The sequence below is a fragment of the Allobosea sp. UNC402CLCol genome, from assembly GCF_000745475.1.
GTDB lineage: Bacteria > Pseudomonadota > Alphaproteobacteria > Rhizobiales > Beijerinckiaceae > Allobosea > Allobosea spartocytisi.
Window position 1 is genome coordinate 266,161 of sequence record NZ_JQJJ01000009.1, and the last position, 15,722, is coordinate 281,882.

Annotated in this window: 14 protein-coding genes; 10 read left to right on the forward strand and 4 right to left on the reverse strand. The window is 66.6% G+C overall.

All coding sequences use genetic code 11. The annotated features are described in order from the left end of the window. The first annotated feature begins 59 nt into the window (after positions 1-59). The 3 genes from GY40_RS08550 to GY40_RS26985 all read left to right on the forward strand — a co-directional run bounded on the left by GY40_RS08550 (position 60) and on the right by GY40_RS26985 (position 2,628). Positions 60-809: a 16S rRNA (uracil(1498)-N(3))-methyltransferase gene (locus GY40_RS08550; RefSeq protein WP_038360865.1), complete on the forward strand. Its 750-nt coding sequence runs from the start codon at positions 60-62 to the stop codon at positions 807-809. 172 nt (positions 810-981) lie between these two features. After that, on the forward strand, positions 982-2,361 hold the full coding sequence (locus tag GY40_RS08555) for a glutamate--cysteine ligase (RefSeq protein WP_038360868.1): 1,380 nt from the start codon (positions 982-984) through the stop codon (positions 2,359-2,361). Between the two features lie 90 nt (positions 2,362-2,451). Further along, complete coding sequence (locus GY40_RS26985; RefSeq protein ID WP_081925273.1) at positions 2,452-2,628, forward strand: Flp family type IVb pilin; 177 nt, start codon at positions 2,452-2,454, stop codon at positions 2,626-2,628. 47 nt (positions 2,629-2,675) lie between these two features. Here the strand turns inward: GY40_RS26985 and GY40_RS08560 are convergent, their stop codons facing one another. Beyond that, positions 2,676-3,557, reverse strand: a complete 882-nt coding sequence (locus GY40_RS08560) for a LysR substrate-binding domain-containing protein (RefSeq protein WP_038360870.1) — start codon at positions 3,555-3,557, stop codon at positions 2,676-2,678. Between the two features lie 175 nt (positions 3,558-3,732). Here GY40_RS08560 and GY40_RS26515 point away from each other — a divergent pair, with 175 nt between their 5' ends. Both GY40_RS26515 and GY40_RS08570 read left to right on the forward strand, forming a co-directional pair. Beyond that, positions 3,733-4,107, forward strand: a complete 375-nt coding sequence (locus tag GY40_RS26515) for a DUF1127 domain-containing protein (RefSeq protein WP_133562269.1) — start codon at positions 3,733-3,735, stop codon at positions 4,105-4,107. A 159-nt stretch (positions 4,108-4,266) separates the two neighbouring features. Then, complete coding sequence (locus GY40_RS08570; RefSeq protein WP_156115904.1) at positions 4,267-6,162, forward strand: methyl-accepting chemotaxis protein; 1,896 nt, start codon at positions 4,267-4,269, stop codon at positions 6,160-6,162. 81 nt (positions 6,163-6,243) lie between these two features. On the opposite strand, the gene GY40_RS08575 is transcribed toward GY40_RS08570, so the two are convergent. The 3 genes from GY40_RS08575 to GY40_RS08585 all read right to left on the reverse strand — a co-directional run bounded on the left by GY40_RS08575 (position 6,244) and on the right by GY40_RS08585 (position 10,015). Next, a complete protein-coding gene (locus GY40_RS08575; RefSeq protein WP_038360872.1) occupies positions 6,244-7,164 on the reverse strand; it encodes a DUF937 domain-containing protein in 921 nt (306 codons plus the stop codon). A 216-nt stretch (positions 7,165-7,380) separates the two neighbouring features. Continuing rightward, positions 7,381-9,243, reverse strand: coding sequence for a monovalent cation:proton antiporter-2 (CPA2) family protein (locus GY40_RS08580; protein WP_038360875.1), 1,863 nt, complete (start codon positions 9,241-9,243; stop codon positions 7,381-7,383). A 121-nt stretch (positions 9,244-9,364) separates the two neighbouring features. Further along, the gene (locus GY40_RS08585; RefSeq protein WP_038360878.1) at positions 9,365-10,015 is read right to left on the reverse strand and encodes a glutathione S-transferase family protein; all 651 of its coding nucleotides are present in this window, start codon (positions 10,013-10,015) and stop codon (positions 9,365-9,367) included. A gap of 268 nt (positions 10,016-10,283) precedes the next feature. Between GY40_RS08585 and ispH the strand changes: the two genes are divergently transcribed. The 5 genes from ispH (at position 10,284) to GY40_RS08610 (ending at position 15,529) form a co-directional block, all read left to right on the forward strand. Further along, positions 10,284-11,255 carry a 4-hydroxy-3-methylbut-2-enyl diphosphate reductase gene (gene ispH, locus GY40_RS08590; protein ID WP_248311126.1) on the forward strand — a complete coding sequence of 324 codons (972 nt, stop codon included), beginning with the start codon at positions 10,284-10,286 and terminating at the stop codon, positions 11,253-11,255. A 23-nt stretch (positions 11,256-11,278) separates the two neighbouring features. After that, positions 11,279-12,244, forward strand: coding sequence for a homoserine kinase (locus tag GY40_RS08595; protein ID WP_038360884.1), 966 nt, complete (start codon positions 11,279-11,281; stop codon positions 12,242-12,244). Beyond that, complete coding sequence (gene rnhA / locus GY40_RS08600; RefSeq protein WP_038360887.1) at positions 12,241-12,693, forward strand: ribonuclease HI; 453 nt, start codon at positions 12,241-12,243, stop codon at positions 12,691-12,693. Before GY40_RS08595 ends, rnhA begins: the two co-directional genes overlap by 4 nt. 243 nt (positions 12,694-12,936) lie before the next feature. Beyond that, positions 12,937-14,586 (forward strand): tetratricopeptide repeat protein, encoded by a 1,650-nt coding sequence (locus GY40_RS08605; RefSeq protein WP_038360889.1) that lies wholly within the window; start codon positions 12,937-12,939, stop codon positions 14,584-14,586. A 169-nt stretch (positions 14,587-14,755) separates the two neighbouring features. After that, entirely contained in the window at positions 14,756-15,529 is a 774-nt protein-coding gene (locus GY40_RS08610; protein ID WP_038360892.1) for an SDR family oxidoreductase, read from the forward strand. The last annotated feature ends 193 nt before the right edge of the window (positions 15,530-15,722 follow it).

Genomic DNA, 15,722 nt, shown 5'->3' on the forward strand with positions numbered 1-15,722 from the left:
TTGTGGCGGTTTTCGCGCTGCTCACAACAAATTTGTAGATGCAGGAGGCGGCTTCGCCGATGTCCATCCCCGATTTTGCACGCCATCGGCTCTTCATCGATGCCGCTTTCGCTGCCGGCGGCGAACTGCCGCTGGAGCGGGATCAGTCGAATTATCTGCTCAACGTCTTACGGCTCAAGGCCGATGGGGCGGTCCTCGTCTTCAACGGGCGCGACGGCGAATGGCTGGCCCGCGTCGCGCCGGAGGGGCGCAAGGCGGCGCGGCTGATTCTCGACCGCCGGGTGAAGGATCAGCCGCCGCCCTCAGACCTGCATTATCTCTTCGCGCCGCTGAAGCATGCGCGGCTCGATTATATGGCGCAGAAGGCGGTCGAGATGGGCGCGGGCCTGCTCCAGCCCGTCATCACCCGCCGCACCCAGGTCTCGCGGCTCAATCTCGACCGGATGCGGGCCAATGCCGTCGAGGCCGCCGAGCAATGTGGCATCCTCAGCCTGCCGCGCATCGAGGCCGAGACCTCGCTCGAGGCCGCGCTCGCGGCGCTGGACCCGGCCCGGCTGCTGATCTTCTGCGACGAGGGGCTGGAGCAGGGCAGCCCGATCACGGCGCTGCAGGCCCATGCCGCCGGCCCGCTCGCGGTGCTGATCGGGCCGGAGGGCGGCTTCGACGAGGCCGAGCGCCGGCTGATCGCCGCGCGCCCGCAGACGCTGGCGATTTCGCTGGGCCCGCGTATCCTGCGCGCCGATACCGCCGCTGTCGCGGCGCTCGCCGTCGTGCAGGCGGTGCTCGGCGATTGGGCGGGGCCGCGCTGAGCGTTCCGGCGCCGGACCTGCCGCCAGCGCTTGCCGCCCTTTCACGAATGCAAGGTCCGGGTCGTTGTCGCGCGTCCGGCTCTCGCCTATGTCTGTTCGCCCTACGCCTTGAACCCGCGGCCTCCCAGCCGCCGGGAGCCTTGGCTCTATTGCCTGTTCTGCCGGAGCGCCCATGGCTCGCGATGTGTCCGACTCGACTCCGATCGGCTCCAAGGAGGAGCTGATTGCCTGGATCGCTGCCGGCGAGAAACCGGAATCGCGTTTCCGGATCGGGACGGAGCACGAGAAGTTCCCGTTCTACCGGGAGGACCTCGCTCCGGTGCCTTACGAAGGCCGTGCCGGGGCGGGCGGCATCCGCGCTTTGCTCGAAGGCATGCAGCAGCGTCTCGGCTGGGAGCCGATCGTCGACGCCGGCAACATCATCGGTCTCGGCGGCCCCGACGGGGGCGGGGCGATCTCGCTGGAGCCCGGCGGCCAGTTCGAGCTCTCGGGCGCCCCGCTCGAGACCATTCATCAGACGCAGGCCGAGCTCGCCGCCCATCTCGCCGACGTCAAGGCGGTCGCCGAACCGCACGGCATCGGCTTCGCCGCGCTCGGCGCCTCCCCGCTCTGGACGCGGGCGCAGACCCCGATGATGCCGAAGAGCCGCTACAAGATCATGGCGAACTATATGCCGAAGGTCGGCACGATGGGGCTCGACATGATGTTCCGGACCTGCACGGTGCAGGTCAATCTGGATTTCGCCAGCGAGGCCGACATGGTGCGCAAGCTGCGCGTCTCGCTTGCGCTGCAGCCATTCGCGACGGCCCTGTTCGCCTCCTCGCCCTTCCTGGAGCGCAAGCTGAACGGCTTCCAGTCGATGCGCTCGGAGATCTGGCGCGATACCGACAATAACCGCTCCGGCATGCTCGCCTTCGCCTTCGACGAGGGCATGTCCTACGAGGCCTATGTCGATTGGGCGCTCGACGTTCCCATGTATTTCGTCAAGCGCGGCGAGACCTATCACGACGTCGCCGGCGCCTCTTTCCGGGACCTCATGGCGGGCAAGCTGAAGCAGCTGCCGGGCGAATGCGCCACGATGTCGGACTGGGTCAACCATCTCGGGACCCTGTTCCCGGAGGTCCGGCTGAAGCGCTTCCTCGAGATGCGCGGCGCCGATGCCGGTCCCGCCGACATGCTGGCGGCGCTGCCCGCCTTCTGGGTCGGGTTGCTCTATGACCGCGGCGCGCTCGACGCCGCCTGGGATCTGGTCAAGGGCTGGAGCGCCGAGCAGCGGCAGGGATTGCGCGATGCGGCACCCAAGCTGGGTCTGGATGCCTCCATCGCCGGGCGCAAGCTTGGCGAGATCGCCAGCGAAGTGCTGGAATTGTCGCGTGCCGGCCTCGCCCGCCGGGACCGCCGCGACGCGGCCGGCCATGACGAGAGCATCTACCTGGCTCCCTTGCAGGAGATCCTGGCCAGCGGGCAGACGCTCGCGCAGCGCCTCGAAGCGCGCTATCGCGGCCCATGGGGTGGCAAGGTCGAGCCGGTCTTCACGGATCTGGCGCTGTAAAGCCCATCCGTGCCGGAAAAAAGCGATATTCGGTGCATTGCAGCGGCCGGATTAACGATTTGGCCGGAGCTCGCGCCCTAACCTTGCGGCATGAACAGGATCAGCGCCAGTTTTGACGCCTTTCTTCGCGACGAGCGCGGCGCGACGCTGATCGAGTATGGCTTTGTCGTCACCCTGGTCTCGCTGACGATCATCACCAGCGCGACGCAGATGGGCCAATCGGTGGTTCGCTTCTTCCAGGCGGTGGCGGCCGGGTTCAATCCCTGAAGCTCGCCCCAAGGAGCTTCAGCGTCCGATAAGGCCTTCCGATCCTTCTATTCCGCCGCGGTCTTGAAGCTCGCCAGATTGTCGAGGCTCTGGATGATGTGCTCGGCCAGCGCATTCGAGAGCACGGACGGGTCGAAGCGCGTGCGCAGCAGGCCGATCTTGCAGGACGGCAAGGTCGCGAAGCCCTCCGACGGTCCCAGAATCCGCATGCCCGGCCTCACCGCGCTTTCCGGCAGCACCGAGACGGCGAGCCCTGCGACCACCGCGGCGCCGACCGCCGTCGAGTTCCAGCTCGCATAGAGCACGCGGAACCGGCGGCCCTTGGCCTCCAGCGCATCGACCGCCGCCTGCCGCCAGTTGCAGGTCGGCCGCCCCAGCGCCAGCGGCAACGGATCTTCCTCGTGCACGGTATGGCGGGCGGAGGTGACCCAGAGCAGCGGCTCGATGCGGATGATCTCGCCCTGGCCGCGGCTCTCGACATGGGTGATGATGGCGAGGTCGATGTCGCCGGTGGCGATCCGCTCGGCCAGCATCGGCGTCGGCTCGCAGACGACCGTGACCTCGGCGCGCGGGTTCGAGCGCGCGAAGCGGGCGAGGATCTCGGGCAGGTAGCGGTCGGCATAATCGTCGGGCACGCCGAGCCGGATGCGCCCCTTCAGATCGGCATCGGTGAAGGTCGCGACGCATTCCAGGTTCAGCCTGACGATCCGGCGGGCGTAGTCGAGCAGGCGCTCGCCATCCTCGGTCAGCTTGGCGTGGCGTCCGTCGCGCCCGAAGAGCGGCCGCCCGACCCGCTCCTCCAGCCGCTTCATCTGCATCGAGACGGCCGATTGCGTCTTGAACACGATCTCCGCCGCGCGGGTGAAGGAGCCGGTGTCGGCAATGGCGACGAAGGTCTTCAACTGGTCGGCGTCGAGCACATGGGCCATGGCGATCCCCCGTCGGGCGTTCATCAATATCCGTGCTGTCAAGCATCATAACCATTCGTTTGGCTGATGGCCAGCGTCTCGCTATCGTTCAATCGTTCTCCGGGATTTCAGCCAGTTGGCGCGTCCGGGCTGAAGGGGAACGTCGATCCGTTCTCGCATTCCATTGGAGGCCGTCATGCTGCTCATGACCATTGCCACGAAGACGCTGTCATCGGTTCCGGCCGGTGTCGTGCGCATCGCCGCCGCTGGAATCCAAAAGCCCGTATTCCTCCTGCGCGCCCTGATCCATCGACGCGAGGTGATGCGCCTCGCCGAGCTCGATGAGCGCGGCCTCAAGGATATCGGCCTCGTCCGCTCCGATATCGCCGGCGCGCTGGCGACGTCCTGGCTCAACGATCCCTCCGCGGTGCTGGCCGCGCGGTCACGCTCCAATGCCGATATCGCCAAGGCGCGGCGCGAGCAGGCCGTCCGTCATGCCGGCACCCAGCCGACAGTGCCGGAGCCGGTGCTGGCGAAGAACGCAGATTTCATGGTTGCACGCTGCGCCTGACCCCTTGGCGTCAGCGTCTCTGTGGGCGGAAGCTTCGTGCTTCCGCCCTTTTTTTATGCGCCGGAGCAGCGGAGGCGAGTCCTAACGCAATTTTATGCATTTGGCTGAAATGTGTCGCCGGATGCGGCCGGCTGGCCGCCTGACAGGGTGGGCACGGGCATGAAGTTCTCTCTGCGCCTCAAGGATCTGAGGATTCGCACCAAGATCGCCATTCCATTGATTGCGATCGGACTGATCAGCATCGGTACTGCGATCTATGCCGGGCACGAATATCAGCGCATCAACAAGAGCTATTCCGATCTGATCGATCAGCGCTCCGCCGCGATCCTCGATTCGGCGCAGTCGACGCTCGTGACGAGCTATGTGCTGCGCGACCTGTATAAGGCGATCGCCTATCCCGAATACATGAAGCAGAACACCACGAGCATCGCGGATGTCCGCAAGGATTACGATCTCGCGCTCCAGCAGCTCGTCAACGCCAAGATCAGCTTTCCCGAGCGCCATGCCGAGTTCGACAAGCTCGCGCGGGCGCTTTCCGAGCTCAAGCCGAAGATCGACGACGTGCTGGCCCAGGCCGCGCGCGACGAGGATCTGGCGGCGCTGTCGGTGATGTCGGAGCTGGACCGCGCCTTCGGCGCCATCGTCGCTGATGCGGTCAAGCTCAACGGCGACATCAAGAGCCAGACGCAAGCCGACGGGCAGGCGCTTGACGCGGAGGCGAAGCAGCTCAACCTGATCCTGCTGGCGCTCTCCGTCGCCGGGGTCCTGCTCGGCCTGATCGGGGCGATTCTGCTCGCGCGGCAGTCCATCACCAGGCCGCTCGACACCCTCAAGGCGCGCATGGACGATCTCGCCGCCGGCGACTATGCGGTCGAGATCGACGGCCAGAACCGGCACGACGAGGTCGGCGCCATGGCGCGGGCCGTGCAGGTCTTCAAGGAGAACGGGCTGGCGGTCCGGCGCCTCGAGGCGGAGACGGCCGAGAGCCGCGACGCGACGGAGGCGCAGCGCCGCCTCGCCGAGCAGGAGCGCGCCGCCCGCGCCCGCGAGCACGAGCTTCTCGCCGCCGAGCAGGCCAAGGTGATGGAGGCGCTGGCCGAAGGGCTCGACCGGCTTTCGCGCGGCGATCTCACCTGCCGGATCGAGGCCGATCTCGCTGCCGAATACGAGAAGCTGCGCGACGATTTCAACATGGCGGTCGCCCATCTCGCGGAGACGATCCGCACCATCCAGTCGACCGCGGGCGATGTCGGCAACGCCGCCCAGGAGATCAACACCGGCGCCGATGATCTCTCCAAGCGCACCGAGGAGCAGGCCTCCTCGCTGGAGGAGACCGCCGCCACCACCGAGGAGCTCGCCGCTTCCGTCAAGGCCTCGGCCCAGGCTTCGATGCAGGCGGTCGCGCTCGCCGACGAGGCGATGGAGGTCGCGCGCAAGGGCGGTGCCATCGTCAAGGATGCCGTGGACGCCATGGCGCGAATCGAGACCGCCTCGCGCAAGATCTCCGACATCACCACCGTCATCGACGAGATCGCCTTCCAGACCAATCTGCTGGCGCTCAACGCCGCGGTCGAGGCGGCGCGTGCCGGCGATGCCGGCCGGGGTTTTGCCGTGGTCGCCTCCGAAGTGCGCACGCTCGCCCAGCGCTCCAGCGAGGCCGCCAAGGGCATCACCACGCTCATCACCGAATCCGGGGCGGAGGTCGCGCAGGGCGTCGGCCTCGTGCGCTCGGCCGGCACCGCCCTGGAGCGGATCGTCGAAGCCTCGCAGAAGGTGTCCGCCACGGTCTCGGACATCTCCTCGGCCGCGGCCGAGCAATCGAACGGCATCGACGAGATGAGCCAGGCCGTCGCCCATATGGACGAGATGACCCAGCAGAACGCTGCGCTCGCCGAGCAGAGCGCCGCCTCGGCGACGGCCCTGGCCAGCCAGATCCAGCGCCTCAACGATCTCGTCGCCAGCTTCCGCACCCGCGACGATGCGGCCGAGCTGCGCGGCATGGCCGCGGCCATGGTGCAGGCGGACCAGAACTGGCAGCAGCGCCGGCCGGCTTGAGCGCCCGCAAGCCGCGAAAGCTGGTCTGAGTCCGTTGCCAGGACATGCAGGACCGGACGCTGCTGCGTCCGGTCTGTCGTTTCAGCGCCGCTGACCGCCGCCGAGCATGGCGTCGAGGATCGATTTCAGCGCGCTCTGGTGGTCGTCCTGAATCTGCCGGCCATGCTCGAACATCTGGTTCAGCGCGTCGAGGCCGATCGAGCCTGGCCCGGAGGCGGAGGCGGAGGGCGCGGGCTCGTCCGGCGCGGGCTCCGGGGCAGGCGCGGGGCGCTGCGGCGCGCTGCGGGGCTGAGATGGCTGCTGCGGAGCGGGTTCGGGCGCGGCCGCGCCGCCGAACATGCCGCCGAGGATCTGCCCCAGCATGCCGCCGAACGGGTCGTTGGCCGCGGCGCCGGGGTTTCCTTGCGGCTGTGGCTGGGGCTGGCCTGCCCCCGCGCCCTGGCCGAACATGCCGCGCAGGATCGCATCCATCGGATTGGCCGGCATCTGCGGCTGGGCCTGCGGTTGTGGCGCCGGCTGCATGCCCGGCATCTGGCCGCGCATCATCTCGGCGAACTGGCCGAGAATGCCGCCGAGCCCCTCGTTGTTGGTGGATTTGAACAGGCCGCCCATCAGGATCGAGGCGATCACCGGCAGCATCTGCTTGAGGATGGCCTGGCTAACGCCGCTCGTCGCAGCAGCCTGCGCTGCGATCGCCTGGCTCACCTCGGTCGAACCGAAGAGCTGGCCCAGCACATCGTTGCCGGCCATCTGCGCGCCTTGCGGGATGCTGCCGCCCGAGGTCTCGAAGAAGCGCGCATAGGGCGAGGCGGTCATCATCTGCGCGAGCGAGCCGAAGGCATAGGGATTCTGCGTCTGGCGCTGCAGCCCCATCGAGAAGGCCGGCAGCAGCGCATCGAGCGCCGCTTGGGTCTGCTGCTGGCTCAGCCCGTATTGCCGGGCGAGATTCTGCATTGCCTGGCCATTCTGGGCCGATTGCATGATCTCGAACAGGTTCATCATGGACGCCTCCCGGGCCGTTGCTGGCTCTGTCGCGACGATAGCAGCGCGCGGGGCCCCGGCAAGTCGCCTTGGGAACGAGGCGCGTCATTCTCGGGCGCAGCGAAGCGTAGACCCGGGAATCTCTGGCAGAAATGGGCGCCTCTCACAGGAGCAAGCGCCCTTCTTTCCTGAGATGCTCGGGTCGAGCCCGAGCATGACGGCGGCGCCGGCTGGCGCTCAGCGCTCCGGTTCGCCGACGCCGCCGACAGCGACCTCGGCCCCGCCATCCTCGATGACCTCCTGCGTCTCGGCCGTGAGCGCCTTGGACTTGCCCTTGGGCTTGACCAGCGGCTCCGGCGTCACGCGCGGGACCCGGTTGAGGGCGGCCGCAATGCCCTCGTTGAACTGGATTTCCATGCGTTGCGCATCGCGGTCGCGGACATGGTCGATCACGAGATCGGCCTCGTCGCGGGTCAGCCCGACCGCCTCCAGCGTGACGCGGCCGAAGCCCAGCGCCGATTCGAAGGTCTCGCGCATCTGGTAGTCGACATCCGCCTTCATCAGGTCGATGGCGTGGATGCGGTCGAAGGCCCGGGCATGCACCCGCACATTGGGGAATTCCGACTTCACCATTTCGAGGATGCGCAGGGCGGCGTTCTTGTCGTCGACGCAGATGCAGATGACGCGGGCCTTGCCCGCGCCGGCGGCGCGCAGCACGTCGAGCCGCATCCCGTCGCCGTAATACACCTTGAAGCCGAAGCGCGCGGCGGCGCGGATCTGCTCCACATCGGAATCGATGACGGTGATGTTGACGTGCTGGAGCAGCAGCGCCTGCGTCACCACCTGCCCGAACCGGCCGAAGCCGATCACCATCACCTGGCTGTCGCCGACGCCGTCGAAATCCTCGTCCATCGTCTCGGGCGTGATGCGCGCGAGCAGGACGTTGTCGATCAGCTTCGCGACGATCGGGCCGAGCAGCATGCTGATCGCGGCGAGCGCGGTGACGATGGCCGCCTGCTGCGGGTTGAGCAGCCCATGCGCCACGCCGAGCGGCAGGAGCACGAAGGCGAATTCGCCGGCCGGCGAGAGCAGGGCGCCGGCCCGGATGGCTTCCAGCGTCGACGAGCAGGACGCCCGCAGGATCGAGGCGACGACGGCAATCTTAAACAGCACGAGCAGCGGCACCGCGATGGCGAGCAGCAATGCGTTTTCGACGACCAGCTTGAGATCGAGCGACATGCCGACCGCCATGAAAAACAGGCCGAGCAGCACGCCGCGGAACGGTTCGATATCGGCTTCGAGCTCGTGGCGGAAATGCGAGTCGGCCAGCATCAGCCCGGCGAGGAAGGCGCCCATCGCCATGGAGAGCCCGACATGCTCCATCAGCAGCGCCGCCCCCAGCACGATGAGCAGGGCAGCCGCGGTCATCACCTCCTTGGCGCCGCTATTGGCGAGGATGCGGAAGAACGGGTTGAGCAGGTAGCGGCCGGCGAAGACGATCGCGACGACGGCCGCGATCGCGATGCCGAAGCTCGCCAGCGCTCGCATCGCACTGCCGGATTCCGCGCCGGTGGTGGCGAGCAAGGGCAGCAACGCCAGCACCGGCGCAATCGCGATGTCCTGGAAGAGCAGGATCGAGAAGGTGCGCCGGCCATAGGTCTCGTTGCTGTCGCCGCGTTCCTCCAGCAATTGCAGGGCGATGGAGGTCGCCGAGAGCGCCAGCGCAACGCCGACCGCGATCGCGCCCCCGACCGAAAGCCCGAACCGCCAGCCGACCAGGCCGATGACGGTCGCGCTCACGGCCATCTGCGCCAGTCCCGAACCGAGAATGTCCCGCCGCATCGAGTAGAGGCGGGAGGGTTGCAGCTCGAGGCCGACCAGGAACAGCAGCAGCACCACGCCGATCTCGGCCGTGCCGCGGATGGCGTCGGGATCCTTGATGACACCGAGCAGCGAGGGGCCGATCACGACGCCGGCCGCCAGATAGCCGAGCACCGCCGACAATCCGAGCTTGCGGAACAGCGGCACCGCAATCACCGCACCAGTGCAGAAGGTCAGGATCGGCGGCAGGTAGCTCGCATGGGAAACGGCATCGGCCATGGGCGGCTCACGCTGTAGGGGGCACGGCCGGCTCCGGGGGCCGACTGTCCCTATCTAGGCGCTCGCCTTGCAGAGCGCGAGGGGGAATTGTCTCGCGCCATGCATTCCGTGCGTGGCGGCCTCAAGCGGCCGGAGCGTTCTCGCGGAAGGGCGCCATCTGCGCCTCCAGCGCCCGCACGAAGGCCGGCCGCGCGATGCAGCGGGCGCGGTAGGCCTCAAGCCGCGGGAAACGCGCCAGGATGTCGTCCGGCACGTCGCGCAGCACGCTCGCCATGATGAGGTCGCCGGCGGTGAAGCGGCCTTCGAGATAGTCCTTGCCGCCGAGCCATGCCTCGAGTTGCTGCAGGCGTTTCTCGATCATCGCGACGATCTGCGGCCGGCGCTCGACCGTCCAGGCCTCGCCCTTGTGGAAGATGTCGGTGAGGGCAAGCTGGCCGATATGCGGCTCGAGCGAGTTGAGCGCCGCGAGGATCCAGGTCGCGACCCGGGCGCGGCCGGCCTCGTCCTTCGGCGCCAGCGCCGGCGACTGGCGCGAGAGATAGAGCACGATCGCCCCGGATTCGAACAGCTCGACCTCGCCGTCGCGGAAGGCCGGCACCTGCCCGAAAGGCTGCCAGGCGCGATAGGTCTCGGAGGTCTGGTCAGCCGGGCCGATCAGCGCCGCCTCATAGGGCAGGCCGGCTTCTTCCAGCGCCCAGCGCACCCTGAGATCACGGACATGGCCCTGGGCGAAGGGCGGCACCCAGCGGAAGGCGGAGACATGGATCGTCATGGCGTTTTCTCCTGTTCGTCGTTGCCGCCCATTCCTGCCGGGCGGCGGCTGCCCTTGGTCGAAGCGTGGACGAGTGCGACATCGGGCGCTGCGCCGGCAGATGCCGGATATCGCCAGCGCAGGCCGGGTCGCCTCCCAGGAGCTTCTGTTGGGCGTGCGGAAAAATAAGTTTATATCAACCTGTATGTCAAACCTGCATCGCGTTTCCTTGACATCGCCGTCTTCCCGCCGAAAGAAGACGCTGACCCGACCGGAGATCTTCCCGCGCGTGACCAAGCCGCCGCTCGACATTCTGCTCTGTGCCCCGCGCGGCTTCTGCGCCGGCGTCGTGCGCGCCATCGACGCGGTCGAGAAGGCGCTGACGCTGCATGGCGCGCCGGTCTATGTCCGCCACGAGATCGTGCACAACAAATACGTGGTCGAATCCCTCAAGCGGAAGGGCGCAGTCTTCGTCGCCGAGCTCGACGAGGTGCCGGACGAGACGAGGCCGGTGATCTTCTCCGCCCATGGCGTCGCCAAGGCGGTGCCGGCGGCGGCGAAGGCGCGCAACCTCTTCGCCATCGACGCGACCTGTCCGCTGGTGACGAAGGTCCACCGCGAGGCCGAGGTCCATCACAAGCGCGGCCGCCACATCCTGCTGGTCGGCCATGCCGGCCACCCGGAGGTGATCGGCACGATGGGGCAATTGCCCGAGGGCGCGATCACGCTGATCGAGACGCTGGCCGATGTCGCCGCGCTCGAGCCTCTGCCGGGCACGCCGCTGGCCTATGTCACCCAGACGACGCTCTCCGTCGACGACACCCGCGAGATCGTCGAGGCCTTGCAGCTCCGCTTCCCGGAGCTGATCGCGCCGCACAAGGAAGACATCTGCTACGCCACGACCAATCGCCAGGAGGCGGTGAAGCGGGTGGCGCCGCTGGTCGAGGGGCTGATCGTCGTCGGCTCGCCCAATTCCTCGAATTCGCAACGCCTGCGCGAGGTCGCCGAGCGCGCCGGCTGCCCGGTGGCGCGTCTCGTCCTGCGCACCGACGAGATCGACTGGTCCGCCTTCGGGAATATCCGCAGCCTCGGCATCACCGCCGGCGCCAGCGCGCCCGAGGTGCTGGTCGAGGAGATCATCGACGCCTTCGCCGAGCGCTACGACGTCCGCGTCGAGACGGTCTCGACGGCCAGCGAGGACGTGTTCTTCCCGCTGCCGCGCGAATTGCGCGGCGATGCGGCACCGGCCGCGGCCGAATAAATCCAACCAGAAAGCGACCGATCTTGGCCGTCTATACCGAAGTGCCCGATGACGAGATGGCTGCCTTCGTGGCGCGCTACGGCATTGGCGAGCTGCTGTCCGCCAAGGGCATCGCCGAGGGCGTCGAGAACTCGAACTACCTGATCCGGACCACGCAAGGCGCCTATATCCTCACCCTCTACGAGAAGCGGGTGAACCCGGACGATCTGCCCTTCTTCCTCGGGCTGATGCAGCACCTCGCCGCGCGCGGACTGATCTGTCCGCAGCCGGTCGAGGACAGCCGCGGCGAGATGCTGGGGCGTCTCGCTGGCCGCCCGGCGGCAATCGTCACCTTCCTCGACGGGCTGTCGGTGCGCCGCCCGACTGCCGCGCATTGCGTCGAGCTCGGCCGGGGCCTCGCGCAGCTCCACGCCGCCGGCTCCGACTTCGCCATGGAGCGCGTCAATGCGCTCTCCGTGCCGGGCTGGCGCCCGCTCGCCGAGCAGGCCGGCACCGAGGCCGACAAGGTTTCGCCGGGCCTCGCGCGCCGCGTCGCCGCCGAGATCGCGGTGCATGAGGCGAGCTGGCCGAATGGCTTGCCGCGCGGTGTCATCCATGCCGATCTCTTTCCCAACAACGTCTTCTTCCTCGGCGACAGGCTCTCGGGGCTGATCGATTTCTATTTCGCCTGCACCGATGCCTTCGCCTACGACCTTGCCATCTGCCTGAACTCCTGGTGCTTCGAGGCCGACAGCTCCTTCAACCTCACCAAGGGGCAGGCCTTGCTGGCGGGCTATGAAAGCGTCCGCCCGCTCGAGCAGGCGGAGGTCGAGGCGCTGCCGCAGCTCTGCCGGGGCTCGGCGCTGCGCTTCCTGCTGACCCGCCTCGTCGACTGGCTGAACGTGCCGCCCGATGCATTGGTGAAGCCGCTCGATCCGCTCGAATACGACCGCAAGCTCGTCTTCCACCAGCGCGTGCTCGACGCGCGCGAATACGGGCTGAAGCGGTGAGCGGCGATACGGTCGAAGTCTGGACGGACGGCGCTTGCTCGGGCAATCCCGGCCCTGGCGGCTGGGGCGCGATCCTGACCTTCAATGGCGTCGAGAAGGAACTCTCCGGCGGCGAGGCCCAGACCACCAACAACCGCATGGAGCTGATGGCGGCGATCGCTGCGCTGGAGGCGCTGAAGCGGCCGGTCACGGTCGCGCTCCACACCGACAGCCAGTATCTGCGCCAGGGCATCACCGGCTGGATCCATGGCTGGAAGAAGAACGGCTGGAAGACGGCCGACAGGAAGCCGGTGAAGAACGCTGAGCTCTGGCAGCGCCTCGAGGCGGCGCTGGGCCGCCACAAGATCGAGTGGAAATGGGTCAAGGGCCACGCCGGCGACGAGATGAACGAGCGCGCCGACGCGCTGGCACGCGCCGGCATGGCGCCGTTCAAGCCGGGTGGAAGATAAGCCCTAAGCTGTCCTCAGCTTAGGGCATAAGGCTGCACGCCTTAAGGCGGAAATGGTCTCGCGCCATTTGGAGCGCATTTGGGACCGTGAGCAAAATATTCGGAAATTTTAGGGGCGGACAATTGTTGAATGCGGAGCACTATGCTGCAGTGAAGTAATGCGCAGTCAGGCAAAGATTACTGCGCCCCGTGGCAATCGGCTCCCCGCACGCGGGGTGCATGGCAGGGTGGGTCCAGCAGCGATATGCCTATCGACGGCGTTGAAGAGAGGGAAATCGCATCGGCGCTCGACAACCTCTTGAATGCGCCGGGCGCGCGGATTTCGGCACGAGGCGCGCGCTTCCTCCGATATGTCGTCCAAAAGGCCATCGAAGGAAAAAGCGCCCAGCTGAAGGCCTACACGATCGCTGTGGACGTCTTTGGCAGAGGCGTCGATTTCGACCCCGCCAAGGATGCCGTCGTTCGCAACGAGGCAACCCGCCTGCGCTCGGCGCTGGCCCTTTATTACGCTGTTGATGGTGCCTCGGAGAGCGTGGCGATTCTTCTGCCCGTCGGCGGATACGTGCCGCGCTTCGAACGTCGCCAGGCGAAAGCGACCGGGTCTTCGGGCCGCAACGAGACACTGGTCAGGACGGGACTTCGGCCGATGTCCGCGGAAGCGCGGCCGGAAGAAGCCCGGCGCGGCCCCGAGCACAAGATCCCCATCATCGTGGTCAGGGCCGCGGCCGGCGGCGGCCCCGGCGAGGCATCGTCTCGCATGATCCGCTCGGTCGTTGCAGCTCTCGTTCCCTATCACGGCCTGCGCATCGCCGGTCTTGAGCCTCACAGATCGTTTGAGGAGCTCGTCACGTCGCTGCGCCCCAGCGGGGCGGGCAGCCTCTATGTCCTCGACATTGCCGCCGACGTCGAGGATCGAGTGCTGCGATGCCATTGGATGCTGAGCGAGCACCGGTCGGGTCTCATTCTGGCGTCGCGCGAGGAAATCGAATCCGCCGGAGCGTCCTCGATGATGGCGGCGGAGAAGGCTGTCGGCGAGGCCATCGCGAGGCAGATCGGGCAGCGCTGGGGCATCATCAATGTGAATGAGCGCAAGCTCCACCCCGACAAGCACCAGGATGCGTATAGCTGTGTCGTACACGCCGTCAGCTACCTGGCGAACCTCGACGACGCCGAACAGAAGGATATCCGGAAATGCCTCAAGACAGCGGTCAGGGATGAGCCGTTTTACTCGGATGCTTGGGCGATGCTGTCCTATATCCACATGAACGAGATCCGGGGGCTCTATGCCCGGCCGGCTGAGAGCGACAGGATCCTGCAGGAAGCTCTCGGCATGGCCGATGAAGCGATCCGCATCGCGCCGCACTCGGCTCTGGCGCACAGCATGCGCTCCACAGTGCTGTTCGCCATGGGGAAGTTCGAGGAATTCGAAAGGGCCGGGCGGCGGGCCATAGCCCTGAACCCGGGATCCGGCGAGCATCAATTGACGCTGGGTAATCGGCTCTATGTCATGGGTCGCTATGAAGAGGGTGCCGAGCTCGTGCGGAGCGCGAACGCGCGCGAGCACTACCATCCGGCGATGTCATACGGTGTCCCGATCCTGGAGCTATATCGGCAGCGCGACTACGAGGGCGCCTTGCGGCTGGCCTCGAACCTGAGCATCGATGACAAGTATTATTTCATGCACGTTATGCTTGCCGCCATCTGCGGGCAGCTCGGCGCCACAGCCAAAGCGGAGATGCATCTTCAAATCCTGCGCCATTTGAGGCCCAACTACGCCACTGAATTCTATATCGATTGGCGCGGGCGCAAGTTCCAGGAAGATTACATCGCTCATATCGCGGAGGGCCTGGACAAGGCTGGGTTCGCGGTGACCGATACTCGCATCGATCCTTGAAAGAGCCGGAAAGCCGCGAAGCTTTCCGCGCCCGACGCGCGGCTTAAAATACGCATCCCGTCAAGAGGCATCAGGAGCAGATACTGTCGCTGCTCTGGTCAGGTATCCAAAACCCGGTCAGTTCCGTCGAGGATCGCGGCTTGGCTGCTGCGACCAGTGGAGACGGAACATGCTCGATCACGGCATCAAGGGTAAGACGGTTCTCATTGCTGGGGGAGCGAAGAACCTCGGCGGGCTGCTTGCCCGCGATCTTGCTGCGCACGGTGCGAAGGCCGTGGCCATCCACTACAACACGAGTGCGACCAAACCCGCGGCGGATGAGACGGTTGCAGCCATCAAGGCCGCCGGTGCAAAGGCCGTCGCCCTTCAGTCCGACCTGACCACGGCCGGCGCGGTCGAGAAGCTGTTCGCCGACACCGTCGCCGCCATCGGTAAACCGGACATCGCCATCAATACGGTCGGCAAGGTTCTGAAGAAGCCCTTCGTCGAGATCACCGAGGCCGAGTACGACGAAATGACTGCGGTGAATTCGAAATCCGCCTTCTTCTTCCTCAAGGAGGCCGGCAAGCACGTCAACGACAACGGCAAGATCTGCACGCTCGTGACCTCGCTGCTCGGCGCCTACACACCGTTCTATGCCGCCTATGCCGGCACGAAGGCGCCGGTCGAGCACTTCACCCGCGCAGCTTCGAAAGAGTTTGGCGAGCGCGGCATCTCGGTGACCGCCATCGGCCCGGGCCCGATGGACACACCGTTCTTCTATCCGGCGGAAGCCGCCGACGCTCAAGCCTATCACAAGGCGGCGGCAGCTCTGTCGAAGTTTACCAAGACAGGCCTGACCGACATCGAGGACATCGTGCCCTTCATCCGCTTTCTGGTTTCGGATGGCTGGTGGATGACCGGGCAGACGATTCTCGTCAACGGTGGCTATACCACCAAGTGAGGTCGTTCGGTTGCTCTCTGGAACTGAAAACCGTCCCGGAGAGGCAGCGTCCTACCACTATGATTAACCATTGAATGCTAGCCTTTTGCAACCGGCGGTAGCGATTCGCTCTCGGCATGATTCTCCGCGTGAACACGTGCCTGTGCGGGGAATCTCGACGAATAGGGCGACATCATCGGGTGGGGGCTGAACA

Bases quoted from the DNA above. Each gene is read 5' to 3' on its own strand.
- GY40_RS26985 (WP_081925273.1), top strand. From the start codon at position 2,452: ATGAACAGGATCAGCGCCAGTTTTGACGCCTTTCTTCGCGACGAGCGC.
- GY40_RS08585 (WP_038360878.1), bottom strand. From the start codon at position 10,015: ATGACGATCCATGTCTCCGCCTTCCGCTGGGTGCCGCCCTTCGCCCAG.
- GY40_RS08570 (WP_156115904.1), top strand. From the start codon at position 4,267: ATGAAGTTCTCTCTGCGCCTCAAGGATCTGAGGATTCGCACCAAGATC.
- GY40_RS08580 (WP_038360875.1), bottom strand. From the start codon at position 9,243: ATGGCCGATGCCGTTTCCCATGCGAGCTACCTGCCGCCGATCCTGACC.
- GY40_RS08575 (WP_038360872.1), bottom strand. From the start codon at position 7,164: ATGATGAACCTGTTCGAGATCATGCAATCGGCCCAGAATGGCCAGGCA.
- GY40_RS26515 (WP_133562269.1), top strand. From the start codon at position 3,733: ATGCTGCTCATGACCATTGCCACGAAGACGCTGTCATCGGTTCCGGCC.
- GY40_RS08550 (WP_038360865.1), top strand. From the start codon at position 60: ATGTCCATCCCCGATTTTGCACGCCATCGGCTCTTCATCGATGCCGCT.
- GY40_RS08555 (WP_038360868.1), top strand. From the start codon at position 982: ATGGCTCGCGATGTGTCCGACTCGACTCCGATCGGCTCCAAGGAGGAG.
- GY40_RS08610 (WP_038360892.1), top strand. From the start codon at position 14,756: ATGCTCGATCACGGCATCAAGGGTAAGACGGTTCTCATTGCTGGGGGA.
- GY40_RS08605 (WP_038360889.1), top strand. From the start codon at position 12,937: ATGCCTATCGACGGCGTTGAAGAGAGGGAAATCGCATCGGCGCTCGAC.
- GY40_RS08560 (WP_038360870.1), bottom strand. From the start codon at position 3,557: ATGGCCCATGTGCTCGACGCCGACCAGTTGAAGACCTTCGTCGCCATT.